This window comes from Acinetobacter towneri, assembly GCF_017498585.1.
GTDB classification, from domain to species: domain Bacteria; phylum Pseudomonadota; class Gammaproteobacteria; order Pseudomonadales; family Moraxellaceae; genus Acinetobacter; species Acinetobacter towneri.
This window is the reverse complement of the sequence record NZ_CP071766.1, coordinates 1,741,285-1,764,563: the sequence shown is the minus strand read 5'-3', so window position 1 is coordinate 1,764,563 and position 23,279 is coordinate 1,741,285. Positions and strand designations below refer to the sequence as shown.

The window sequence follows — 23,279 nt, the reverse complement described above, 5'->3', positions numbered from 1 at the left end:
AAATCAATCTAATATTTTTTCTTATTCTATATAGACGAAAGTGCTTTTATTCACATTCGTATTTTTAGCTGCTGCTTTTTACAACACTCAAACCCGCTAAAAACAACAAACTCCGCATTTTGCGAAGTTTGTGTGAAACTTACAGCATTTTACATTTTAGCTTTAAAACTTAATTCAAAACTTATTTTTCAGTTTCAAACAGTGCTGCAACAAATGCTTTGGCTGAGAATGGACGTAAATCATCAATTTTTTCACCCACACCAATAAAGCGAATTGGCACATGGCTACGGCTTGCAATGTTAAATAACACGCCGCCTTTTGCAGTGCCGTCCAGTTTAGTGATGGTGATGCCTGTTAAGCCAACAGCCTCATCAAACATTTCAACTTGGTTAATGGCATTTTGACCCGTGCCTGCATCCACAACCAACATCACTTCATGCGGTGCAGTCGCATCAATTTTTTGCATCACACGCTTAACTTTAGTCAATTCTTGCATCAGGTTGCTTTTGTTATGCAAACGTCCAGCAGTATCTGCAATTAACACATCAATGCCTTTGGCACGCGCACTTTCAAACGCATCGAAAATAACAGAAGCACTGTCTGCACCGTGACCTTGTGCAACAACGGCAACATCGTTACGCTCACCCCAAATCTGCAATTGTTCTGTCGCTGCAGCACGGAAAGTATCCCCTGCGGCCAACATGACTTTTTTACCTTCGCCTTGTAAGCGTTTCGCTAACTTGCCAATGGTTGTGGTTTTACCTACACCATTCACACCCACGACTAAAATCACATAAGGGGTTTTATTGGCATCAATATGTAAAGGTTTTACCCGTGGCGCAAGCAAAGCCACTAATTCTTCTTGCAAAGCCTTATATAAAGAATGTGAATAAATTAAGTCGCCACGCGCAGTACGCTCGGTCAAATTGGCAATAATGGTTTTCGTTGCATCTACACCAATATCTGCAACCAACAGTTGTTCTTCGACTTCTTCTAATAATTCATCATCAATTTCTTTACCGCCAATCAGAATATTCACCATGCCATCGGCAAAGTTTTTACGGGTTTTGGTTAACCCTTCTTTCATGCGACTAAAGAAACCACCTTTCGCAGGCGCATCCGTGTCTGATGATGTTTCTGCAGCATGTTCAGAGGTTTCTGCTTGTTGTAGAGGTGTTGTTTCAACAATCGGAATATTTACCGCTGGTAAATTCGGTAATGTGACATCATCATCTCCGATATCAGCATCAATCAAAAATTTATTTTGCCCATTAGATTGCTGTTGCATGCCGAATCCTTGAAAAGCATTGCGTTAAAAAATCGGATTCTAACATAAACCAATTGCTTTTACCTCGTATTCCAATCACATAGCTGCATACAAAAAATACCTAAAGCAATCCTTGCCTTTCCGCTTTAATTTTTGAAAGATAAGCCGATAACGATTGATCTCCACTTGCTTATGTTCCAATTTTCGATGAAGTCTGTTTGTGCGTTGGTTTTAGGTTTAACAGCTTCAATTTGCCATGCAGAAGTTTTAACTGCGAATAACACTTTTGAAACCACACTCAACAATGGTTTAAAAGTCATTATTCGTGAAGACCATCGTTCTCCTATGGTGATGACACAAATTTGGTACAAAGTAGGCAGTAGCGATGAGTCGGGAAATACACTGGGTATTTCACACGTACTTGAACACATGATGTTTAAAGGTACAGCCAAAGTACCGAATGATGAATTTACCCGTTTAAGTCGTATTTATGGTGGCAATGTCAATGCAGCGACCTTTATCAATTACACCAATTATTATCAGCTCTATCCCAAAACTTATTTCCCACTGGCTTTAGAGTTGGAAGCCGACAGAATGAGTAATTTGTTGCTTCGCCAACAAGATTTTGAGCCTGAAATTAAGGTGGTGATGGAAGAACGGCGGCAACGTACAGATGATAATCCGCGAGCTTTGGCTTTTGAACGCTTTAAATGGATTGCCTACCCAACCAGCCATTATCGCCAACCCATTATTGGTCACATGAAAAACTTGCAAAGCATTCAGCTGCAAGAAGTACAGGCGTGGTACAAAAAATGGTATCGCCCCAATAATGCTATTTTAGTGATTGTGGGCGATGTAGATCATCAAGCCGCATTGTTGCAAGTCCAAAAGTATTTTGGAGATATTCCGAAAGCACCTACGCCACCGCGTAATGATGTGTTGGAGTTTGAACAATTAGGTTATCGGCACATGGAATTATCTGCGGCTATACAAGTTCCTAATTTATATATGGCTTGGAATGTCGGCTCATTAGCAACAGCGAAAAGTCCTCAAGATGCCTTTGCGCTCACCATCATCAAACAACTATTAGACAGTGGAATTACTTCACGTTTAGAACAGCGCTTGGTCAGAAATAATAAGATGCTTAGCTCCGTCAGTGTCAGTTATGATCCGTATCAACGTGGGGACAGTTTGTTTAGTATTTCGGCATTGCCTGCAGCAGGTGTAACGTTAAGCGAAGCACAAGCCGCAATTCAAAACGAAGTGGATACACTAAAACAGGATTTGGTCAATTCAAGTGAAATTGAGCGCGTGGTGACTCAATTTGTGGCCAATTGGATTTATAGTCAGGATGATTTGGCAGGACAAGCCCGAACCATTGGCAATTTGGAAGTCAATGGATTCAGTCACCGTTTAATCGATGTTTTACCACAACACTTCCAAGCGATTACTGCCCAGGATCTGCAACGTGTTGCGCAAAGTTACTTTAACAAAGACAGACTTAGCACCTTGTATTTATTACCTCAAAGCACAACACCTTAAACTGTGATTTTCATGAAAAAACATCTATTCAGCACGCTTATTTTAAGCACTAGTTTTAGCCTATGTTCTGCTGGCTTTGCGATGGAAACTGCCACCAGAGCAGCGCATGATTTTGCTGAAACAGATGTAAGTACGCCTTTACAATCTTTGAGCTTGCTGCACAGTTTAAATGCCGTAAATGAATTGGTCGATGTTCGCGCTCCACAGGTATATGAATTAAAAAATCATCGACACGTACGCACTTTATTTGTCGAAAATCCTGCTTTGCCAATGGTTGATATCCAACTGACTTTTAATGCAGGTTCTGCCCGCGATGCAGAAATTGAAAAAGGTTTATTTGGCGTTGCCAATATGGCAGCCCAACTGATTGATGAAGGCACCAAGCGTTATAAGGCAGAGGAAATTGCCGCAGCCTTTGAAACCACAGGCGCACGTTTTAGTACCACGGCGTACCGCGATATGTTTGTGGTACGGCTAAGAACACTGTCTGATCCGCAGAAAATGCAAACTGCCGTCAAAATGATGCTGGAAATACTGAAACATGCAACTTTTGAGCGTTCTAATATCCAGCGTGTGCAAAGCAATACACAAATTGGGCAAAAACAACTGCAAGAAAATCCAAGCCGTTTAATGAATATTCGCTTATATCGCGCAATTTACGGACAACATGCCTATTCAGAACCCATTACAGGCACCAATGGCAGCATCAAACGGATTCAACCAAAGCACTTACAACAATTTAGAGATCAGTTTCTGGTCGCGCAAAATATGAACATTGCCATTACAGGCAAATTAACCTTAAAAGAAGCAGAAAAACTTGCCAATACCATCAGCGCACATATTGCCCAAGGTGTTGCAGCAACAGCTTTGCCACAGCCTACACCTGCAACACGTTTCAACATCCAGCATATTCCCTACCGGTCACAACAGGCGCATGTCAGTATTGCACAACTTGCGACTACACGGGATGATCCTGACTATTTGGCTTTAGAAATTGCCAATAAAATGCTGGGCGGCAGCAGTTTCAATTCAATTTTGATGAAAGAATTACGAGTAAAACGTGGCTACACTTACGGTGTTAGCAGTTCGTTTCGTTTTACCCAAGCAGCGGGTTTGTTTAGCTTAGGCTATTCTACGCGCCAAGATCAGTTACTCGATAGTATTCAAGTCGCTCACCAGAGCTTAATTCAGTTTGTACAACAACCTATGAATTTAGAACAATTAAAAGAAACCAAAGCAGGTTTAATTCGTGCATTTCCGAATCAATACAGCAGCAATGCCAGTATTAATGCCCAGCTTGGGCACATCGGTTTTTATCGACTTCCTGCAAATTATTTAAGTGATTATGCAGAACGAGTGGAAAAAGTTACCGCTGAAGATGTGCAACGTGCAATTCGCAAACATTTGCATCCTGATCGTTTAACTTTAGTAATTGTGAGCGAACATTTAGATAAAGCCGCATTGGTAAAAATGCTGCAGGACAATTTACTCGCACCAACATCTTTAACACCGACACCGCACAATATGAATAACATGCCAACAGAAAAAATTACTCTTGCACCAAGGCAGGAAGTTGTTGAGCCCGATCTTGCTCCATTTGATGTGCCTGCATCAACTTTAAATAATGCACATAACGAATCGGACGTTGATTGAGTAAATGAACTGCCATGTCTTGGGTATTGGCATACATAGATTGTTGTGACAAACGCTCAACATTTTGAAATTGTTGCACCCCAACTGGGCGATAAAGCGCAACACTTGCTAAAGTTAAAATAATAAAAATGATACTCAGCACAACAATATTATAAATTTGCTCGAGTTTCAGTTGAGAAATAAATTGAATCGTTTTTTGAATTGCGTTGTGCATGACCTACCTCTAATCGCCTTAGTGTAGGATGCCCTTGTGAGATGTACAAGTTAAACAGCTCAATTTTACTGTATCGTCACAGTAAAAATTGAGCCTTTTTCTACAAATTCTACAAAGGATTTAGCTTTAGCCAATCGTGCCACGAATTACCGCAAAGTATAAAACCAATGCAATGACTGCAAGCACCAAGAAAATAGCAAATACACTGACACCGCCCTCTGCTTCGGCAGGATGCAGTTCATCTTCATCGGCAATACGGAGTAATTCACCATCATAATTACGATAAAACTCTATACGATCGCTTCGCTCTAAAGTTTTAGCAAAGTCAGCCACACGTTTACGTTGCGCCAAGCAGTATTCACCTAAATGAACATCTCGACGGAAAATTGCCTCATCTAGTTTTTTACGGTGATGATGTGCCAACTCAATAATTTGAGAAGTCAATGGAGGTACATCAAAAGCACATCCGTCTACGGATCTTGTCATGTTGTTCTCCTTTTTTATCATGCTTAGAGCTTTAGTTTAATCAAAATTAAACTTGTTCAATGTTTAATCATGTAAACTTGAAATATGCCAATCAACCCCGATGATTATTTGACAATTCAATCAAATTGTAATATTAGTTTAACAATAAAGCGTTAAATTGATATGAAGCCTAAAAGGTAGGCTTAAATAAGTAATCATAATTACAATAAGGAGTTTAATATGATTCAAACGATCTCTCACCATGACTTAGAGCATGTTTATGCAAATGCAGTAAACACGATTCATTCACAAATGAACTTCCAAGACGCGGTAAAACAACTCGAAGAAGCTGCACGTGCAGGACATGGTAAAGCGGCAATGTTCTTAGCAGAACTGTATTATCAAGGTTTCCGCGTAGAACGTGATTCATTGAAAGCACAATACTGGCAAAACATGGCCACCATGCAAGCATAATAAAACGTCACTTAGGTGGCGTTTTTTTTGACCCTTTTTTTAGATGCTCCAACCATAAATACATATTTGTTTACGATTTTAAGCAAAGCTTAAACGGTATATTCATCAATTCTTTTTACAATATAGCCAAATTTTACAACCTTGCTTGATTATGAATCAGATTAACCAACTCCACCCTTTACCAAAGGATTTTCTGCTTAAAGTTACACTATTAAAATCAATGATGTACTGCGGTGTACTTTGGGGTTTATTCCATCAAGGTTGGGCAATGAGTTCAGATCACGATGATTATATTTTCCCTTTTTGGTTAAATGCGGTACAAGCGCATAAATATGCTGCTAAACACTGGCCACAATATAGTCCTCGTAAAATTTCCGCGCAGGATTTTGAAACTTTTTTATTACCAACGCTCACCCGTTTAAATGTCACGCCAACCTTGTTTGGTTCGTCAAGTCAAAAAATTAAACTGACCACTTCACAAATGAAGCATTTCTTTTTTAATGAACCTGCGTTAAATATTGCTTAAATAAAAACTGAATAGAATTGACGTAAAAATCAACAATCGTGACTCTAAAGTATTTGCAATTTTTACAATTCACGTTACTTTAAAAGTCAAACAATAAACAACAAATCAGGACACAGAATATGACCAAGGTAACTCACGTTTTACAAGATAAAGCACATCACGAAATTTACACAATTCGCCCAGAAGCAACGGTTTTAGAAGCAATTAGTTTAATGGCTGAAAAAGGCATTGGTGCGTTGGTGGTTACCGATCAAAACAATCATGTGGTTGGTATTCTGTCTGAGCGTGATTACACCCGTAAAGTTATTTTGATGGAACGAACTTCTAAAAGCACAACGGTTAGTGAAATTATGACTGCTAAAGTACTGACCGTGACCAAAAACACCAGTGTGAAAGAATGCTTAAACTTAATTACTGACCATCATTTACGTCACTTACCTGTACTTGAAGGTGAGCAGTTGGTAGGTTTAGTGTCGATTGGTGACTTGGTGAAAGCGACTATGGATGATCAGCGCAAACTGATCGAGCAGTTACAACAATATATTGCAAGCTAAGACACTGTTTTATAAAACCTGCCAAATATAAAGTAAAGATAAAAAAACCGCCTAAACTTACACATTTAGGCGGTTTTTCATATTCAGTAGAATTAATTCAAACCTAATTTTTCTGCTACATAGTCTGAATCTTTATCACCACGACCTGAAAGATTAACCACAATTTTCACGTTTTTTGCCATTTTTGGTGCTTCACGTAATGCCCACGCCACCGCATGTGAGCTTTCCAAAGCAGGTACAATACCCTCTACACGTGACAACGTCATAAAGGCATCTAAACATTCTTGGTCAGTTGCCGTTGAATACTCCACGCGACCAATGTCTTTTAAGAAGCTATGTTGCGGCCCCACACCTGGATAATCCAAACCAGAGGCAATAGAGTGCACTGGCAATGGCTCACCATGTTCATCTTCAAGTACATAACACGCCATACCGTGAAGCTGGCCTGGTTTACCCAAAGTTAGGGTTGCAGAGTGTTGATCTGTATCTAAACCATGCCCTGCAGGCTCAACACCCACAAGTTTCACTTCTGCATCATTTAAGAATGCGGTAAATGCACCCACTGCGTTTGAACCACCGCCCACACATGCCACGATATAATCTGGATTTACTCCAAAGCGTTCTTGGCTTTGCATTTTAATTTCATCACCTATAATAGATTGGAAATCACGCACCATTTTTGGAAATGGGTGTGGCCCAACCACAGAACCAATCGCATAAATAAAGTTTTTTGGGTCTTTTAAATATTCTTCAAAAGCGCTGTCCACTGCATCTTTTAAAGTGGCTGTACCGCGGGTCACTGAAATCAGGTTGGCACCTAGAATTTTCATTTTCACCACATTCGGGTGTTCTTTTTCAATATCCACCTGTCCCATGTGAATTTCACACGGAATTCCCACTAGCGCACATGCCGTCGCCAAGGCTACCCCGTGCTGTCCCGCACCAGTTTCTGCAATGACTTTGGTTTTACCCATATATTTGGCTAGTAATGCCTCGCCTAAACAGTGGTTAATTTTATGTGCACCAGTATGGTTTAAATCTTCACGCTTTAAATAAATTTGCGCACCACCTAACTGTTCAGATAAACGCTTGGCATGGAATAAAGGACTTGGACGGCCAACATAGTGAGCAAACAAATCTTTTAATTCATTCTGAAATTCTGCCGTTTTACGAATTTCCTCATAAGCAACGTTAATTTCATCCATGGCTTCTTTTAAATGTGGTGGAATAAACTGCCCGCCATATTGCCCGAAAAAACCGTCTTCATTCGGTAATGCGATGCCATTGATTTGATGATCCATATCGATCCCCTCAGATTGAAATTCACGTTGCCTATCGTGTCTGCACTTACTTAGTCTTCGCCTAACAATCACTCAAAAGTTGAGTGATATTGACGAAAATGACGATTAACGCGCCAAATATTTAGTCATATCTTCAATGCCTTTTAAAGTCATTGGATACATATGATGTTCAAAAATTTGTTTAATTAAACCAATGGTATGTGTGTAATGCCAATAGCCTTCCTGTTCAGGATTCAGCCATGCGGTTTTTTCAAAATGCTGACGCAGACGTTGTAACCAAACTTGCCCTGCCTCATCATTCATATATTCTACCGAACCACCAATCGAATTCAGCTCATAAGGTGCCATACTCGCATCACCGACCACAATTACCCGATAGTCGCGTCCATAGGTATTCAACAAATCCCACGTATTCATACGGGTACTGCTACGGCGTAAATTGTCTTTCCAAACATAGTCGTATAAACAGTTGTGGAAATAAAAATATTCGAGGGTTTTAAACTCAGTTTTGGCCGCACTAAACAGTTTTTCACATTGGGCGATGTGTGCATCCATCGAGCCACCCACATCAAACAACATCAACACTTTGACGCGATTACGACGTTCTGGCACCAATTGCACATCTAAAATGCCCTGTTTGGCAGTTTCTCGGATAGTGCCATCAATATCCAATTCTTCAGCTGCACCTTGACGGGCAAATTTACGCAAACGACGCAGTGCCAATTGCATTTGTCGTGTACCTAAAATCTGTTCATCGTCTAAATTTCGATACTGACGCTGCTCCCAGACTTTAACAGCTGAACGCTTACGTCCAGGCCCACCAATGCGTACACCTTCAGGATGATCACCAAAAGCACCAAACGGTGATGTACCGCCCGTACCAATCATACGGTTGCCACCCTGATGCTTTTTATGCTGCTCGCGTAAACGCTCTTCCAGCATTTTCATCAATTCTTCTAAAGAACCTGCTTTTTTCAGCTCTTCGCGTTGTTCTGGCGTGAGATGTTTTTCTAATAGTTCTAAGTCGAACCAGTCTTTAGGCAATTGATGAACTTGCTGCAGTAAATCATCTAAATCAAAAGTGGAAATGCCATCAAAATAATCTTTCATGGCACGGTCAAACTTGTCAAAAAAACGCTCATCTTTGACCATGACGGTTTTAACAAGTTGATAGAATTCATCTTGATCTGCAAAAACCAGACCCGATGCCACCGCCTGATTTAAGTCAATCAATTCACGTGTGGTGACAGGTACACCGTAACGTCGCAAGGTATAAAACAAGCGCACGAACATGGCGTTGTCCTCCCTTAACGGCGCGACATAAAGGCTAAACGCTCAAGCAATTGCACATCTTGTTCATTTTTGATTAATGCACCGTATAAAGGCGGAATGGCTTTGCTTTTATCGCTATTACGCAAAATATCTTCCGGCATGTCATCTGCCATCAATAGGCTTAACCAATCAATTAATTCAGACGTAGATGGTGGTTTTTTTAAGCCCGGAACTTGGCGCAATTTAAAGAAAACTTGTAAAGCTTCTGAAACCAATGTGCTTGAAATATTCGGGAAATGCACATCGATAATATCGCGCATGGTCGCTTCATCTGGGAAATCAATATAATGGAAGAAACAACGACGTAAAAAAGCGTCTGGCAGCTCTTTTTCATTATTTGATGTGATGATCACGATTGGACGTTGTGTTGCCGTAATGGTTTCGCCTGTTTCATAAACATAAAACGACATTTTATCGAGTTCATGTAGCAGGTCATTTGGGAATTCAATATCTGCCTTGTCAATTTCATCAATCAACAACACACAGCGTTCTTCGCTGGTAAATGCTTCCCACAATTTCCCGGGTTTAATATAGTTTTTAACGTCATACACACGGTCATCGCCCAGTTGGCTGTCACGCAAACGCGACACTGCATCATATTCATATAAACCTTGCTGCGCTTTGGTGGTCGATTTAATGTGCCATGTAATCAACTTTAAACCCAAACTTTTAGCAACTTGCTCTGCCAATAAGGTTTTACCTGTACCTGGCTCACCTTTCACCAAAAGCGGTTTTTGCAAAGCACGTGCGGCTTTCACCGCAAGTTTTAAACTATCAGTCGCAATGTACTGATCTGTACCCGAAAATTGTTGCGCATCAACAGACATGATTTTACCTTAATTGTTTTAGTTACAGTGGTGAGGTATTTTTCTTGGCTTTATAAGTCGTTTGTTTAAGACGGTATCTTGACCAGAAATAACCGATCAATAAGCCAAGACCGATCACAAATAAAATGGCAGATAAATTAGACCAAACCAATGGGGTTTCTTTGGTTAAAACACCAAAAAGAAGTCCAAAGATGGCTGGGGCAAGTGCTGCATTGCTGCCTTCTGATACTGTTGGGGTAAGTAAAATTGCAAACAGCACAATCCAAGTGATACCACCTAACGGATTGGGCAAGCGTTTGGCAATTTCGTACCAGCACCATAAAATAATGGCACTCCCCAACAAATAAACAGAAACAGCAATTGCAGTTTCAGGAATTGAATCCAATCCAGTCATCACACTATTCATTTCTCAACTCCTGAATAAAGCTTAAGCACCACGTAAACCTTCTGGTTCAACGGCATTTGGGTTAATTAAGCCTTCTGGTGGCACTTGAATAAAGAAGCCACGTGTTTGAATAGAATCCATGACATGCAAAACATTCACACGTGCCAACTTACGGCTTTCAGACAGTTGCAAATCCATTACAAATGTCGCACGACCAAATGCAACTCGCATTGGCTCAGGTAAAACCTCTAGCGGGTTAAACGCTTCTGCTTGATTCTCAGTTTGCTCAGGACGGGCGATGTATAAATACATCTCATCTTTTTTGCTCGATTTATAAATTGAACAGTGCATAAACAACAAAACTCTAAAAACTCAGGCAAAGGATACAACAAAAAAAACCGAGATACATTAACCATTATTAACGCATTGGTCTATGTTTACACTCAAACAAAGAATGGCGTGAAAATTCATCCATTTTCAGGTGAAAAACGGCTTTATTTAAAATGTGGATCGGTTTGATTTATTCAGCAACTTTCATCTGACCAGACAAATAACGCTCGTCGGCATGTAAAACTTCAATTAAAGGCTTGGTGAGTAATTCATAACGCCAACCTAACAAATAGTTAGGCAAATCTTGCTCATCGTTATGAAATACCACATGCTGATAAAGCGCATTGAGCCATTTTTTACGCAGCAAAACTTCTTTTGGAATTTGAGTTTCCTGTACGGCACGTTGAATCACCTGTTCTACATTTTCGCCCACTTCTTTTGAAGAATGACGAATTGGTCGCGCCATACGTAATGGCCATTGTAATTGATCAGGCAAATATTTAATTAAATCTAAAATAGTTTTGCCATGTTCACGCACAATATGCGCACGTAAATCTTTAATAGTACTGAGCTGGAACTGATTTTTAGGATTTTTCTCGACCAAGTCCAGCATAGTAGAATTACGCAAAATAAAACTACGTGGTTGGTTTAAGGCTTTTACCATTTGCTCACGCCAAACGGCCAATTGTTGCAATTGCATGAGTTGACGGCGTGAATGACGATAGTTGCCCACATCCTGATACAACAACTCTAAAGGTGTTTCTTCACCAATTTCCTGAGTTAAATTGCGGCAATCTTCTTGTGCAAAATCCAGTAAATAATTTTGTTTTAAGTCGGTTTGTACCTTATCTGCCAATTGCATTAGATACAGCACATCATTGGCAGCATAATTTAACTGCTCATCGGACAACGGACGTGCAAGCCAGTCTGAGCGAGTTTGCCCTTTATCAATATCGACATTGAGCATGGTTTTTAAAGCGTTTTGATAACTGACTTGTAAACCATGCCCTAAAAATGACATGCCAACTTGGGTATCAAACACGTTATCTAAGTTTTTTTGCTGTGCATAATGATAAATTAAATCAATATCTTCACCGCAGGCATGAAAAATATTTTGCTGCGCCTGAAACAGTTTTTCCCAAAATGCACTTAAATTTAAAGAAGTGCCATCTAACAAATAGACCTGATCATTCACATTAATTTGGAATACACCCAATTTTGGCCATAAAGTATCAACCTTAATAAATTCGGTGTCTAAACCATAAATGCTGTTTTGGCTCATTAATGCCAAGACATTTTCAAAGTCTTTTTGTTGGTGAATAAATTGGAACATAGCGAGCAGGTAAAACAGGATTCTCTAGGGGTTCATTTTAAACATTAAATAGCATTTAGCTATAAAAATATGTCCAGTATTTTCAATTTTTATCTTATTTCTAAGTCGATACAGTGAAAATTTAAATTTTTTATCGTTTTTTTATCTTAATTTGATTTTTTATTGGCTTTAAAGGCAAGTAATCATTTTTGTGGATGATTTATCAAATGACTATTCACATGAAATAAGCACCTAAATGCTTATTTCATTCGCATCCGATTATGCACCGCCTGACTTAAAGTATGACTATCGACATATTCAAGTTCACCACCTTGCGGCACACCTTGCGCAATACGGGTCATCTGCACAGGCAAATGTTTGGTTGCTTCTACCAAATAGTGTGCTGTCGCTTGACCTTCTACGGTTGCATTGGTCGCCAAAATGACTTCAGTAATGTTGCCATCACTTAAACGCTGAACCAAATACGGAATACCAATTTCGTCAGGCCCAATGCCATCTAATGGCGATAAATGCCCACCTAAAACATGGTATTTACCACGGAAGCTGCCGCTTTGCTCAATCGCCATGACATCGGCTGGAGATTCCACCACGCAAAGCAAGTGTGCATCACGATCATGTGAGGCGCAAATATTGCAGACTTCATCTTCCGTTAATGAGTGACAAATCGAACATTCATGAATATAGCTAGTGGCTTCGTTCAAAGCATGAGCCAAACCGACTGCACCTTCTCTATTTTTCATAATCAGGTGCAATGCCATGCGTTGAGCCGATTTTGGCCCAACACTTGGCAAAATGCGTAGCGCTTGTACCAGTTGATCAAAACGATCACTAAACATACGCCGTTCCTTAGAATAAACCTGCCAAGCCTGGTGGCAAGCCCATGCCTGAGTTTGCAGACTTCATTTTTTCTTCAGCAATTGCTTCAACTTGACGGGCAGCATCATTCATTGCAGCGGCAATCAAATCTTCAATCATGTCTGCATCGTCTTGCAATAATTCAGGATTGATTTCAATGCGTTTGACCACATTACGGCAAGTCATAGTCACTTTCACTAAACCACCACCCGCTTCTGCATGCACTTCAGTTTGCGCAAGTTCTTCTTTGGCTTTTTTAATGTTGTTTTCCACTTCTTTTTGCATGCGCTGCGCTTGCTGCATCAACATATTAATGTTCATAAAAATCTCCGAACAAATGATCTATTGAGGGTCTGTTGACAATTCGTCTATGTTTGCGACAACGCAAGCCATTTATGAAATGCCAACAGACCCTAGTTTTTAAATGAGGTCTAAACCGCGCTCGATGTCGCGAATAATATCATCAATATCTTCCAAGCCAACAGAAACACGAATTAAACCTTCGCTGATACCTGCTGCTTGTTTGGCTTCTGGGGTCATTCTGCCATGCGATGTTGTTGCAGGATGAGTAATGGTTGATTTTACATCGCCCAAATTACTGGTGATAGATAGGAAGCGTGTGTTGTCAATCACAGTCCACGCGCCTTCACGCTCGCCTTTCACCACAAAAGATACAACACCGCCAAAGCCAGACTGTTGCTTTTTCGCCAACTCATGCCCCGCGTGATGCGGCAAGCCTGCATAATACACTTTTTCAACTTTTGGATGTGCATCTAGCCACTCTGCAAGTTTTTGTGCGCTGGCACAATGCGCTTTCATACGCAGGCTTAATGTTTCCAAGCCTTTTAAGAAAATCCATGCATTAAACGGACTTAATGAATTGCCCAAGGTACGAATAACGCTGTTGATTTCTTCGACCAACTTGTCTTTACCAACAACCGCACCACCCAAAGCACGCCCCTGACCATCAATATATTTGGTTGATGAATAAATAATAAGGTCTGCACCAAATTTTAGTGGTTGTTGCAAAACGGGCGTACAGAAAGTGTTATCTACCGCAAATAACGCACCATGTGCATGTGCAATATCGGCAATGGCTTGTAAATCGCCTACTTGTGCCAATGGATTCGATGGCGTTTCAATAAATAAAAGACGTGTGTTTGGACGAATGGCTTGTTTCCAGCTGTCTAAATCTTCTAAATCAACAAAAGTGACATCGACACCAAACTTCATCACGTATTTTTCAAATAGTGAAATGATCGAGCCAAATACAGCACGTGAACAGACTACATGATCACCCGCTTTAAGATAAGCCAAAGTGATCGCATGAACGGCCGCCATACCCGAACTTGTCGCAACCGCACGTTCTGCACCATCTAATACTGCCAAGCGTTTTTCAAAAGCCTGTACAGTTGGGTTGGTATAACGTGAATAGGTATTGCCTTCAATTTCACCTGAGAATTTTGCAGCTGCATCGGCAGCATTTTCACAAACAAATGATGAAGTCAGGAAAATTGGCTCACTGTGTTCGCCTTCAATTGTACGGTTGTGTCCGGTACGAATTGCCAAAGTATCTAATTGATATTCAATGTCGTCGTGTTGACTCATCTTTACTGCTCAGCCCTAAACTTAGTCCTAAGACCTGTTTGTTAAATAATTGCCAACATTTTGAGCGCCAAGCGCATTTAAGGTCAAGGTAAAATGTATAAATATCACTTAGACTTCATTCAAATCGGCGCCACGTGTGATGGAACACCTCATGAATCAGCTACAAAGAAAATTTAATCCGCACCGAAAAAAGCTTAAAAACCTCAGCACTCGCTTATTTAAAAGCCGTGATTTGATCTTATCTCAGACCACGCCATACGACATCGTGGCACGTTATAAGTATGCGCAGATTCGCTATTACGCTTCGCCAGATAAGCAATATAAAGAGCCGCTGGTTTTTGTTGCGCCTTTAGCAATTACCATGTCGATTTATGACTTATATCCTTATCGCTCTTTAGTGAAACATTTTCAGCATAGCGGTTTTGATGTGTATTTGGTTGATTGGGGACAATTGACCTATCAACATTGTCATTTAAATTTTATGGCTTTTATTCAGGATGCAATCCCTAATTGTATTCAACTCATTTTACAACACGCCAAAGTCGAACAAATTTCACTACATGGTTGGAGTATGGCGGGTATTTTTGCCATGCTTTATACCGCCGACCAACAAACAACTCATATTAAAAACTTGATGGTTTTGGGTAGCCCTGTAGATAGCTATGCTTCGGGGCGGGTTGGTAAACTCTTTCAACTGACCAATCAACTGATTTCTAAATATCCCAAATTGCAACATGCCTTTTATTCAGGAAAAATTCCAAAGCATTTAATTCATACACCGGGTTTAATCAATGCGATTGGTTTTAAGATTTTAGACCCTAGAGCATGGCTGGAAAGCAATAAACAGATGCTGTCGAATCTGCACGACTTACAAACCTTGCATGAAAACGCAACTTTAGCCAATTTTTTAAATAATATGATTGATTATCCGGGTGGGATTAATCAGGACATGGTATTGAATGTATGGCTGCAAAACCCACTCAAACAAGGTCATATTCAACTCAAACAACATCAGATAGACCTTAAAAATATTCATTGTTCACTTTTGGTCGGTGCGGGTGATAGCGATCAAATTGTCACTGCTGAAGCTGCTCAACCTTTATGTGAATTGACAAGTAGTACCGATGTCACGTTTACTCTTATTCCAGGTGGACATTTGGGTTTAATGTCCAGTCAAAAAAGTGCCAATGAATTCTGGCCTAAACTGACCACTTGGTTAGAACAACGATCTAGCAAAATTGCATAAAGAGAGCAAAAACATGATTCAATCTGTTGCATTTATTGGCTTAGGCGCAATGGGCTACCGCATGGCAGCCCATTTACCTAAACATTTTGATACGGTCTATGTCTGGAATCGTAACTTTGCCAAAGCCGAGCAACATGCTGCTGAATATGGCACACAAGCGGTTGAATTGGCTCAAGCGGTGCAAGCAGATATTATTTTTTCTTGCTTGCCCACCAGTACCGAAGTTGAAAACCTGATTGCACAAGTTCAACTTAAAGCAGGTTCAGTCTGGGTCGATTGCACCAGTGGCGTACCCGAAAGTGCTAAAAAATTGGTACAACAACTTGAAGCACAACAGATCGACTTTTTAGATGCACCTGTAAGCGGACAAACCATTGGTGCAGAAAATGCCACATTAACAGTCATGATTGGTGGTAAAGCAACTGCTTTTGAAAAAGCCTTACCTGCAATTCAGGCTTTTGGTAAAGTGATTCAGCATGTGGGGGAACCCGGTGCTGGCTTTGCCGTAAAAGCGGTGAACAATATGTTAATGGCAGTAAGTTTGTGTGCTGCAGCTGAAGGCTTTACCACCTTAAAAGCGCATGGCGTAAACTTAAATCAGGCCTTGCAATGCATTAATGCTTCGAGCGGTAAAAGCGCAGTAACGGAAATGATTTTGCCGCAGCGAGTACTGAACCGTGCTTTTCCAAAGACTTTTGCTCTGCCTTTACTGGCCAAAGACACAGGAATCGCATTGGATTTAGTCCGTGAAGCAGCTTTGCCTGCACCTGTATTGGCTTTAACCCAAAGCCTGATTCAGGCAGCGAATTTAACCGCAGAAAAAGACAGTGATTTTTCCACTGCTGTGAAAATGTATGAATTATGGAGTAATATTACCCTAGAGTAAGAACTCGCCATTGAATATGCAGCCATAAACCCAATAATGTGTATTAAGTGGCTAGTCACACCATCATTAAATAGAGGAAACTCTTATGAACAAGTTTAGCATTGCCGTATTTGCAAGCCTTGCAACTTTAATTGGGGCAAGTTCAACTGCTTTTGCATCCGAACAAGAATGTCAAAAACTTAAAAATGACCACGATGTTATTTATGCATCTAAAGGGTTCTGCTTCAAAGACCCAGAAGCTAAAGCACGTTTTGGTAATGACAACTGCTATACAACCAAACCTAAGTTTTCTGAAAAAGAACAACAACGTCTTGACGCAATCAAAGAACGTCAAAAAGAACTGAACTGTAAATAACCGTTCTGAAATATCAAAGCTGAATTTAAGGAATCATAATGGCTTACGATGATCAAAATATTTTTGCAAGAATTCTACGTGGCGAACTTCCTGCAATTAAAGTGTATGAAGATGACCAAGTGCTTGCGTTTATGGACATCATGCCGCAAGCCGATGGTCACACTCTCGTGATTCCTAAAACACCTGCAGTAACTTTATTGGATTTACCTGCAGATGCAGCAGCATATACCATTCAAATTGTGCAAAAAATTGCAAAAGCAATGCAGCAAGCTTTGGGTGTAGATGGTATCGTGTTAATGCAATTGTCAGGTACAAGCGCAGGTCAAACTGTCCCCCACGTGCATTTTCACTTAATTCCGACGTCGGTACATCAGCTTGGGAAACATGCTGCACAAATGGGCGACCAAGACAAAATTAAAGCCCAAGCGGAAAAAATTAAAGCAGCGCTCTAAAATATTTCCAAAATAAGCAGCAAAAATGAATGGAGCACCTGCTCCATTTTTTTCATCTCATACTTTAACCCTGCATTTTTTCAAGCAGTTTATGACAATAGCATTTCAGTCTGCTTGCAATTAAGTTATTCATTTCATATATTTTTTCTAAATTTAAAAACTCAGTCACTAAAAAAATGCGAATAAAAGTAAGTTTTTGATCTAATTTGTACTTTTTAATAATTTTGAAATATTTCCTTAATATTACTGTCGCATTTGTAAGGAATACTTAGCACCAATAGAGAACAGCGGTAGATCAACCCTACTTCTGAACAATGTTTAGGACTAAAAAACAATAGTCTGTATTGGAGCTACACATGAAAAAAACGCTTTGCGCATTAGCAGTTGGGGCAACCTTTTTAACACCAGCATTAGCGATGGCTGCTGATGTTAAAGTTTATGGTCGTGCACACGTATCTTTAGACTATCTTGATGATGGTAAAGACTACAACGAAGTTGGTCTTTCTTCTAACTCATCACGTTTAGGCTTCAAAGCTGAACAAAAATTAGAAAATGGCATGACTGTTTTTGGTCAAATTGAACAAGAAATTAACTTTGCTAGCGGTTCTGCAAATGATGATTTAGAGTTTGCTACTCGTGATACTTTCGTAGGTTTAAAAGGTGACTTTGGTCAAGTACGTGCAGGTCGTTTTGACAGCCCATTTAAAGTTGCTCGTGGTCCAGTGAACTTCTTTGGTGATATGGTTGGTGACATTCGTAACGTAACACGTGTTAGTGATAATAAGTTTGATGAACGAAATGAAAATACCGTTGAATATAAATCTCCTAAATTCGGTGGTGGTTTTAACGTACTTGCAGCTTTATCATTACATCCAAGCACTTCAATTCCCAAAGATGCAACGACCGGAGAAGGTCAGGACGACAATAAAGCTTACGATCTGGCTTTAACTTATAAAGAAGGTCCTGTTGACTTTGCAGCTGCTTATGAACGCTATGAAGAAAACTCTGCAATTGGCTCGGGTGAGCGTGATGGATTCCGTATCGCAGCAGCATACAAAATCACACCAGAACTAAACTTAGGTGGTTTATACCAATATCTTACACATGACTTGGAAGGTACTGCAACCAAATATGCTGATGCACAAGTATTTGGTGTAGCGGCAGACTATAAAGTAGCACCAAAGACTTATGTACGTGGTCAGGTATTCCACCGTGACGTTGACACCGAAGATGCAAACTCTACACTTTTAGCAGTTGGCGTGGAACATCGTTTAGACAAGGCTGTACGTGTATACGCAAACCTTGCAACCATGTTAAATGATAAAAATGCTGATCTTACTCCTTGGAAAGAAGGTCGTAGCTTTGGTAACTCCGTAAAAGGTGCTAAAGACGAAAACTCAACAGCTCTTTCTTTAGGTTTCCGTTACGACTTCTAAGTCTGAACCAAACTTAAAACATAAAAACACGCTTCGGCGTGTTTTTTGCATACTTAAAAAACCAAATAAAAACTAAGCCAACAAACTTGCTGGCTTAGTTTATTCAAGTCAGTTTTGCAAAGCTGAATTTTTCAATATTAACGCTTAAAAAATCCAGACACTAAATTCATGACTTGTTGAATATCGTCGTTGGCTTCTTGTTTGCTAGTTTGCTCACCTTGTGGTGTCAATGAATCAATAATTTGCGGCAATACTGCAGAAATCGCATTATAAATATCTTGCTTTGGCGCCTGAGTTTGCTGTGCGACCTGCTCTACATCGGCATCATCAAATAAACTTTGTACTTGTTCAGCACCTACATGCGCATTTTCACCTGGGCCTGTAGACACCCAATCATCCACCTGACTGGTTAAGCCTTGTCCTTTGAGTTTATCCAAAGCACCTTGCAAGCCACCCTGTTTTTGAATCCATGCCAACACCAAAGGCAAAACTGCAATCAATAAACTTTGTGTACCTGAAGCACCTGTAGCAGAACGCTGTTGTTGCCCACCTAACTGACCTAGTACCGAACCAAGAATGCCACCCAAGCCGCCTTGCGCAGATTGTTGGTTATTACCACCAAGTTGCCCCAAAACCGAACCTAAAATACCACCCAATCCGCCTTGAGATTGATTAGATTGCTGATTCGCGCCCAATGCCTGCTTTGCTAAAATTTCAACAATATTGCTTAAATTGGTCATTTTATTTTCCTCATAATACCCTTATGACAGCATACGAAGTTTTGACTGAATTGCGCGCTTGAAATTGTTAAATTTTGCAATATCCTAAATTTATGTGAATTAATTATCATTATTAGAATTTTGTGATCGTAATTCAGCACTTACCAGCGGAATTTATCCCAATTTTCAGGGTTTGCCCAAAACTTAGAATTAAACCAATCAGGCACGTGCTTATAAGTCAAAATATTAAATTGCCATAAGCATAAATGATGCTGCTCAAAGCGATGTTCAATCAATTGCGTAAAACCAAGTGCTCTAAGCAATTGCTCATCTTCACGTGCAGCAATTACCACAATACGCTTTGCCAATAAATCACGTAGCTTTACCAAAATTTGCGAGGTGTGTTGTGGCGTCTGCACAGCAAAATCGGCAGCATCTAAAAATACAACTGCCAAATCAAAACGTTGGGTAAAAGGCAGATTTAAAAATGCCAATGCGCTAAAATACTGCCATTGGATAGTTGGCTGCTCATCAGCCGCTTGATTGTTATACTTCGGGCTTGCTTCAATATTTTGCCCTATACACAATGCAGTAGAAATTGGCTGTTGTTGAGATAAATCATCAATTAATGCTTGAATTAAACGCATTTCAGCCATCACTGCATTCCTTCATTTTCGAGAGAGTATTCTTATGGAACTACAAGGCATTTGCCATAAAATGCACGCAGGTCTTAAGGACCATAGTGTAACTGATGAACAGGTACACAAGGCAAATGTTGAATATAAATTTATTCTAGACCGTGCAGAAATTGACCTGCCTTTTCAGCTTGGGCAAGAACTTGAACTGGAATGGACGGGCAATATTTATTGTGTTTCTTGTGGTGTGAAAACACCAAAATCCTATTCGCAAGGACATTGTTTCAAGTGTTTTAAAACCAAAGCATCTTGCGATATGTGCATCATGAAGCCTGAGACCTGTCACTATCATTTAGGTACCTGTCGTGAAGATAGTTTTGCTCAAGAAGTCTGCTTTCAACCGCACATCGTATATTTAGCCAATTCAAGTGCTTTAAAAGTGGGAATCACCCGTTTAGGTCAAATGCCAACACGTTGGCTAGATCAGGGCGCAACTCAAGCCTTGCCAATTATGAAAGTCGGCTCACGCCGTTTATCTGGGCAATTGGAAGTTATGTTTGGTACACAAGTCGCAGATAAAACCGACTGGCGCAAACTACTCAAAGGCGAAGCAGAGCCGCTAAACCTAATTGAAGTGCGTGAACAACTGATTGAAGAGTTTGCGCCTAAAATTCAGACCATTCGTGATGAGTTTAGTCAAAACCTTGAATTCAACGAAACGGTAGAGCTTTTAGATCAGGAACTTCCGCGTGAATTTGTGTACCCTGTAGAACAGTATCCTGAGAAAATTAAATCGCATAACTTAGATAAAACCCCAATCATTCGCGGCAAACTGCAAGGAATTAAAGGGCAATATTTAATCTTGGATACAGGTGTCATCAACATTCGTAAATACACAGGTTATGAGCTAAAAATTCGCGCTGAATAAATCTTGAAACTGCTTACTTAATCATTTTAGATGCACAAAAAAACCAGCAAATTTGCTGGTTTTTTTGTAGATGTTCATCACTTATTTGATTTTCGCTTTCGATTTCAAATATTGCGTATAGTCATCTAGCTCTTGTTGAGCACGTAATTGTTGATACAACTGCGCTAACTCTTTCAGTTGCTCAGGCGTTAAAGCATTCGATGTAGTATCGTTTACATTTGATACAGCTACCACCACCAATTCATTTGGTATAGATGCTGTTGTTACTGACCACATACCATCTTTAGGCGCAAGCACACTAAATGCAGCACGTTCAATTTCACGCTTTAACAAACCATCTGCACGGGTGAATGTGCCTGCATTTTCAAAACGGATTTGGTTTTTCGCCAAAACGGTCGCTGCAGGTTGAGTTTTAAAGGCATCCAACGCAGCTTGAATATCTTTTTTCGCTGCATCAAAGGCTTTTTTCTCAATCAGTTTAGCTTTTACGCGGGGTGTTGCTTCTTCTAAAGTTTGCACACCTGCGGCATGGTAATTACGCACTTTCACCCATACCACATCGCCATTGGCTAAAGTAATGTTACTCGATGCGTTGCGATCGCCATTTTTCACATCATCATTAAACAATTTAACTTTGACAGATGGCTGGCTTAAAACAGGATGCTGCGCCGCCAAAGTTAAACCATTAACAGATTCGACTTTGGCCGTTTTCACTTCTTCTGCCACAACATCTAAAGCATCACTACTCACCACCAATTCATTTAAGCTGTTGATGGTATCGGTATACGCATTTTCAGTTTTGGCTTTTTGCAACTCTGCCATTAAACGTGCTTTTTGAGTTTCAAACGCAGGGACTTGAACTGTAGCACCTTCTGTTTGAATCACATGATAGCCATATTGAGTTTTAATCGGCTGTGATACTTCACCAGATTTTAAGCTACCCACGGCTTTGTCAAAGGCATCGCCAAATACGCCTGCTTCATAACCTGCAACCTCACCACCTTTGGCTTTAGACTCAGGATCATCCGAATACTTTTGTGCAGCTGCAGTAAAGCTTGTACCTTGCTTAATTTCAGCTGCGGCTTGCTCTGCAAGTTTTTTAGCTGCGGCATCATCACGCGCATCGGTGGTGATTAAAATATGTTTCACTGTCGGTACAGCAGCACCTTTTTGAGTTTCGACAAACTTTTGATAAGCCTGTTGTAACTCTGCGTCAGTGACAGCCGTATTTGCAGGTGCAATATTGGCTGGAGTCACCACAATGTAATCGACATCAACGCTAGCAACCTGTTTAAAGACATTGGCGTGCTGTTCATAATACGCAGCAATCTCTTGTGCATTTGTGGTGATGTTTTTCTTGTAGTCATCTAACTTAATGCTAGATAAATGCAAAGTACGTTGCTGGGTTTGTAAATTGGCAATTTGCTGAATATCAGACGGGCTAACTAAAGCATAATCGGTAAAGCTAGCACTCAGCATTTTTAACGCATGGTCTTGGCGTAAATTTGCCACAAGCGCCTGATTGGTCATGCCTACAGATTGCAGATAGTTCGCATACAAGCTTTCAGAAAACTTGCCATCTTGTTGGAAATTCGGTTGCTGTGCAATCATTTGTTCAATTTGTGCATCGCTCAAAGAAATCCCTAATTTCTCAGCTTGTTGTAATAACAAGGTACGTGCAACCAACGTATCTTTGGCTTTGTTTTGAATATAATTTTGATTCAATAGTGTTTCATCACCATTGGTATAGGCCAAGTATTGTTCTTTCAAGGAATTGGTCAGATTATCTAATTCTCGTTTTGAAATTTGCTGACCATTGACTGTTTGTGCAGTGTCTTCAGACTGACCTCCACTAAAATATCCTTCAATACCTACAAGTGCTAAAGGGGTCAAGAACAAGACGAGCAAAACTTTGCCCAACCAACCCTTAATAACTTTACGAAAAGATTCCATAAG

Annotated in this window: 26 protein-coding genes; 11 read left to right on the top strand and 15 right to left on the bottom strand. The window is 40.2% G+C overall.

Annotation, left to right across the window (positions count from 1 at the left end; translation table 11 throughout):
- Window positions 1-181 precede the first annotated feature (181 nt).
- Window positions 182-1,288, bottom strand: a complete 1,107-nt coding sequence (gene ftsY / locus J4G44_RS08540) for a signal recognition particle-docking protein FtsY (protein WP_004976589.1) — start codon at window positions 1,286-1,288, stop codon at window positions 182-184.
- 171 nt (window positions 1,289-1,459) lie between these two features.
- Between ftsY and J4G44_RS08535 the strand changes: the two genes are divergently transcribed.
- Both J4G44_RS08535 and J4G44_RS08530 read left to right on the top strand, forming a co-directional pair.
- Window positions 1,460-2,809 (top strand): M16 family metallopeptidase, encoded by a 1,350-nt coding sequence (locus tag J4G44_RS08535; protein WP_207973569.1) that lies wholly within the window; start codon window positions 1,460-1,462, stop codon window positions 2,807-2,809.
- 12 nt (window positions 2,810-2,821) lie between these two features.
- Window positions 2,822-4,462 (top strand): M16 family metallopeptidase, encoded by a 1,641-nt coding sequence (locus tag J4G44_RS08530; protein ID WP_131261451.1) that lies wholly within the window; start codon window positions 2,822-2,824, stop codon window positions 4,460-4,462.
- On the opposite strand, the gene J4G44_RS08525 is transcribed toward J4G44_RS08530, so the two are convergent.
- The gene (locus tag J4G44_RS08525) at window positions 4,359-4,676 is read right to left on the bottom strand and encodes a hypothetical protein (protein ID WP_004976594.1); all 318 of its coding nucleotides are present in this window, start codon (window positions 4,674-4,676) and stop codon (window positions 4,359-4,361) included. The genes J4G44_RS08530 and J4G44_RS08525 overlap by 104 nt on opposite strands.
- A gap of 126 nt (window positions 4,677-4,802) precedes the next feature.
- Entirely contained in the window at window positions 4,803-5,162 is a 360-nt protein-coding gene (locus J4G44_RS08520; RefSeq protein ID WP_167845990.1) for a hypothetical protein, read from the bottom strand.
- 219 nt (window positions 5,163-5,381) lie between these two features.
- On the opposite strand from J4G44_RS08520, the gene J4G44_RS08515 reads away from it, so the two are divergent.
- The 3 genes from J4G44_RS08515 to J4G44_RS08505 all read left to right on the top strand — a co-directional run bounded on the left by J4G44_RS08515 (window position 5,382) and on the right by J4G44_RS08505 (window position 6,695).
- Complete coding sequence (locus J4G44_RS08515) at window positions 5,382-5,615, top strand: SEL1-like repeat protein (protein WP_004976599.1); 234 nt, start codon at window positions 5,382-5,384, stop codon at window positions 5,613-5,615.
- A gap of 151 nt (window positions 5,616-5,766) precedes the next feature.
- Window positions 5,767-6,141 (top strand): DUF2750 domain-containing protein, encoded by a 375-nt coding sequence (locus tag J4G44_RS08510; RefSeq protein WP_004976601.1) that lies wholly within the window; start codon window positions 5,767-5,769, stop codon window positions 6,139-6,141.
- 119 nt (window positions 6,142-6,260) lie between these two features.
- The gene (locus tag J4G44_RS08505; protein ID WP_004976604.1) at window positions 6,261-6,695 is read left to right on the top strand and encodes a CBS domain-containing protein; all 435 of its coding nucleotides are present in this window, start codon (window positions 6,261-6,263) and stop codon (window positions 6,693-6,695) included.
- 92 nt (window positions 6,696-6,787) lie between these two features.
- Here J4G44_RS08505 and trpB read toward each other — a convergent pair whose 3' ends face one another.
- From trpB to J4G44_RS08460, 9 genes are all read right to left on the bottom strand, one after another.
- Entirely contained in the window at window positions 6,788-7,996 is a 1,209-nt protein-coding gene (trpB, locus tag J4G44_RS08500) for a tryptophan synthase subunit beta (protein ID WP_131261452.1), read from the bottom strand.
- Between the two features lie 105 nt (window positions 7,997-8,101).
- Window positions 8,102-9,289, bottom strand: coding sequence for a vWA domain-containing protein (locus tag J4G44_RS08495; protein ID WP_004976609.1), 1,188 nt, complete (start codon window positions 9,287-9,289; stop codon window positions 8,102-8,104).
- A gap of 14 nt (window positions 9,290-9,303) precedes the next feature.
- Complete coding sequence (locus J4G44_RS08490) at window positions 9,304-10,155, bottom strand: AAA family ATPase (protein WP_004976610.1); 852 nt, start codon at window positions 10,153-10,155, stop codon at window positions 9,304-9,306.
- 22 nt (window positions 10,156-10,177) lie between these two features.
- The gene (locus J4G44_RS08485; RefSeq protein ID WP_180111971.1) at window positions 10,178-10,561 is read right to left on the bottom strand and encodes a hypothetical protein; all 384 of its coding nucleotides are present in this window, start codon (window positions 10,559-10,561) and stop codon (window positions 10,178-10,180) included.
- Window positions 10,562-10,582: 21 nt separating this feature from the next.
- Window positions 10,583-10,891, bottom strand: a complete 309-nt coding sequence (locus tag J4G44_RS08480) for a YcgL domain-containing protein (protein ID WP_180111970.1) — start codon at window positions 10,889-10,891, stop codon at window positions 10,583-10,585.
- Window positions 10,892-11,060: 169 nt separating this feature from the next.
- Entirely contained in the window at window positions 11,061-12,203 is a 1,143-nt protein-coding gene (locus J4G44_RS08475) for a ribonuclease D (protein ID WP_207973568.1), read from the bottom strand.
- Window positions 12,204-12,442: 239 nt separating this feature from the next.
- Complete coding sequence (gene recR / locus J4G44_RS08470; RefSeq protein ID WP_019837914.1) at window positions 12,443-13,039, bottom strand: recombination mediator RecR; 597 nt, start codon at window positions 13,037-13,039, stop codon at window positions 12,443-12,445.
- 10 nt (window positions 13,040-13,049) lie between these two features.
- Window positions 13,050-13,379: a YbaB/EbfC family nucleoid-associated protein gene (locus J4G44_RS08465; protein ID WP_167845987.1), complete on the bottom strand. Its 330-nt coding sequence runs from the start codon at window positions 13,377-13,379 to the stop codon at window positions 13,050-13,052.
- Between the two features lie 99 nt (window positions 13,380-13,478).
- The gene (locus tag J4G44_RS08460) at window positions 13,479-14,666 is read right to left on the bottom strand and encodes an O-succinylhomoserine sulfhydrylase (RefSeq protein WP_167845986.1); all 1,188 of its coding nucleotides are present in this window, start codon (window positions 14,664-14,666) and stop codon (window positions 13,479-13,481) included.
- Window positions 14,667-14,817: 151 nt separating this feature from the next.
- On the opposite strand from J4G44_RS08460, the gene J4G44_RS08455 reads away from it, so the two are divergent.
- The 5 genes from J4G44_RS08455 to J4G44_RS08435 all read left to right on the top strand — a co-directional run bounded on the left by J4G44_RS08455 (window position 14,818) and on the right by J4G44_RS08435 (window position 19,041).
- A complete protein-coding gene (locus tag J4G44_RS08455) occupies window positions 14,818-15,912 on the top strand; it encodes an alpha/beta fold hydrolase (RefSeq protein WP_131261453.1) in 1,095 nt (364 codons plus the stop codon).
- A gap of 13 nt (window positions 15,913-15,925) precedes the next feature.
- Window positions 15,926-16,798, top strand: a complete 873-nt coding sequence (locus J4G44_RS08450; RefSeq protein WP_207973567.1) for an NAD(P)-dependent oxidoreductase — start codon at window positions 15,926-15,928, stop codon at window positions 16,796-16,798.
- A gap of 85 nt (window positions 16,799-16,883) precedes the next feature.
- Entirely contained in the window at window positions 16,884-17,153 is a 270-nt protein-coding gene (locus J4G44_RS08445) for a YARHG domain-containing protein (RefSeq protein WP_136144520.1), read from the top strand.
- A gap of 38 nt (window positions 17,154-17,191) precedes the next feature.
- Entirely contained in the window at window positions 17,192-17,605 is a 414-nt protein-coding gene (locus J4G44_RS08440; RefSeq protein ID WP_004976632.1) for an HIT family protein, read from the top strand.
- A gap of 356 nt (window positions 17,606-17,961) precedes the next feature.
- Window positions 17,962-19,041, top strand: coding sequence for a porin (locus tag J4G44_RS08435; protein ID WP_167845984.1), 1,080 nt, complete (start codon window positions 17,962-17,964; stop codon window positions 19,039-19,041).
- Window positions 19,042-19,178: 137 nt separating this feature from the next.
- On the opposite strand, the gene J4G44_RS08430 is transcribed toward J4G44_RS08435, so the two are convergent.
- Window positions 19,179-19,781, bottom strand: a complete 603-nt coding sequence (locus J4G44_RS08430; protein WP_180112467.1) for a YidB family protein — start codon at window positions 19,779-19,781, stop codon at window positions 19,179-19,181.
- A gap of 140 nt (window positions 19,782-19,921) precedes the next feature.
- Window positions 19,922-20,416 carry a DUF6231 family protein gene (locus J4G44_RS08425; RefSeq protein WP_167845983.1) on the bottom strand — a complete coding sequence of 165 codons (495 nt, stop codon included), beginning with the start codon at window positions 20,414-20,416 and terminating at the stop codon, window positions 19,922-19,924.
- A gap of 34 nt (window positions 20,417-20,450) precedes the next feature.
- On the opposite strand from J4G44_RS08425, the gene J4G44_RS08420 reads away from it, so the two are divergent.
- Window positions 20,451-21,323 (top strand): DUF2797 domain-containing protein, encoded by an 873-nt coding sequence (locus tag J4G44_RS08420; protein WP_131261455.1) that lies wholly within the window; start codon window positions 20,451-20,453, stop codon window positions 21,321-21,323.
- 81 nt (window positions 21,324-21,404) lie between these two features.
- On the opposite strand, the gene J4G44_RS08415 is transcribed toward J4G44_RS08420, so the two are convergent.
- Entirely contained in the window at window positions 21,405-23,276 is a 1,872-nt protein-coding gene (locus tag J4G44_RS08415) for a SurA N-terminal domain-containing protein (RefSeq protein WP_207973566.1), read from the bottom strand.
- Window positions 23,277-23,279: the final 3 nt, after the last annotated feature.

Coding starts and splice junctions, on each gene's coding strand:
- ftsY (WP_004976589.1), bottom strand. CDS start 1,288: ATGCAACAGCAATCTAATGGGCAAAATAAATTTTTGATTGATGCTGAT.
- J4G44_RS08535 (WP_207973569.1), top strand. CDS start 1,460: ATGTTCCAATTTTCGATGAAGTCTGTTTGTGCGTTGGTTTTAGGTTTA.
- J4G44_RS08530 (WP_131261451.1), top strand. CDS start 2,822: ATGAAAAAACATCTATTCAGCACGCTTATTTTAAGCACTAGTTTTAGC.
- J4G44_RS08525 (WP_004976594.1), bottom strand. CDS start 4,676: ATGCACAACGCAATTCAAAAAACGATTCAATTTATTTCTCAACTGAAA.
- J4G44_RS08520 (WP_167845990.1), bottom strand. CDS start 5,162: ATGACAAGATCCGTAGACGGATGTGCTTTTGATGTACCTCCATTGACT.
- J4G44_RS08515 (WP_004976599.1), top strand. CDS start 5,382: ATGATTCAAACGATCTCTCACCATGACTTAGAGCATGTTTATGCAAAT.
- J4G44_RS08510 (WP_004976601.1), top strand. CDS start 5,767: ATGAATCAGATTAACCAACTCCACCCTTTACCAAAGGATTTTCTGCTT.
- J4G44_RS08505 (WP_004976604.1), top strand. CDS start 6,261: ATGACCAAGGTAACTCACGTTTTACAAGATAAAGCACATCACGAAATT.
- trpB (WP_131261452.1), bottom strand. CDS start 7,996: ATGGATCATCAAATCAATGGCATCGCATTACCGAATGAAGACGGTTTT.
- J4G44_RS08495 (WP_004976609.1), bottom strand. CDS start 9,289: ATGTTCGTGCGCTTGTTTTATACCTTGCGACGTTACGGTGTACCTGTC.
- J4G44_RS08490 (WP_004976610.1), bottom strand. CDS start 10,155: ATGTCTGTTGATGCGCAACAATTTTCGGGTACAGATCAGTACATTGCG.
- J4G44_RS08485 (WP_180111971.1), bottom strand. CDS start 10,561: ATGAATAGTGTGATGACTGGATTGGATTCAATTCCTGAAACTGCAATT.
- J4G44_RS08480 (WP_180111970.1), bottom strand. CDS start 10,891: ATGCACTGTTCAATTTATAAATCGAGCAAAAAAGATGAGATGTATTTA.
- J4G44_RS08475 (WP_207973568.1), bottom strand. CDS start 12,203: ATGTTCCAATTTATTCACCAACAAAAAGACTTTGAAAATGTCTTGGCA.
- recR (WP_019837914.1), bottom strand. CDS start 13,039: ATGTTTAGTGATCGTTTTGATCAACTGGTACAAGCGCTACGCATTTTG.
- J4G44_RS08465 (WP_167845987.1), bottom strand. CDS start 13,379: ATGAACATTAATATGTTGATGCAGCAAGCGCAGCGCATGCAAAAAGAA.
- J4G44_RS08460 (WP_167845986.1), bottom strand. CDS start 14,666: ATGAGTCAACACGACGACATTGAATATCAATTAGATACTTTGGCAATT.
- J4G44_RS08455 (WP_131261453.1), top strand. CDS start 14,818: ATGAATCAGCTACAAAGAAAATTTAATCCGCACCGAAAAAAGCTTAAA.
- J4G44_RS08450 (WP_207973567.1), top strand. CDS start 15,926: ATGATTCAATCTGTTGCATTTATTGGCTTAGGCGCAATGGGCTACCGC.
- J4G44_RS08445 (WP_136144520.1), top strand. CDS start 16,884: ATGAACAAGTTTAGCATTGCCGTATTTGCAAGCCTTGCAACTTTAATT.
- J4G44_RS08440 (WP_004976632.1), top strand. CDS start 17,192: ATGGCTTACGATGATCAAAATATTTTTGCAAGAATTCTACGTGGCGAA.
- J4G44_RS08435 (WP_167845984.1), top strand. CDS start 17,962: ATGAAAAAAACGCTTTGCGCATTAGCAGTTGGGGCAACCTTTTTAACA.
- J4G44_RS08430 (WP_180112467.1), bottom strand. CDS start 19,781: ATGACCAATTTAAGCAATATTGTTGAAATTTTAGCAAAGCAGGCATTG.
- J4G44_RS08425 (WP_167845983.1), bottom strand. CDS start 20,416: ATGGCTGAAATGCGTTTAATTCAAGCATTAATTGATGATTTATCTCAA.
- J4G44_RS08420 (WP_131261455.1), top strand. CDS start 20,451: ATGGAACTACAAGGCATTTGCCATAAAATGCACGCAGGTCTTAAGGAC.
- J4G44_RS08415 (WP_207973566.1), bottom strand. CDS start 23,276: ATGGAATCTTTTCGTAAAGTTATTAAGGGTTGGTTGGGCAAAGTTTTG.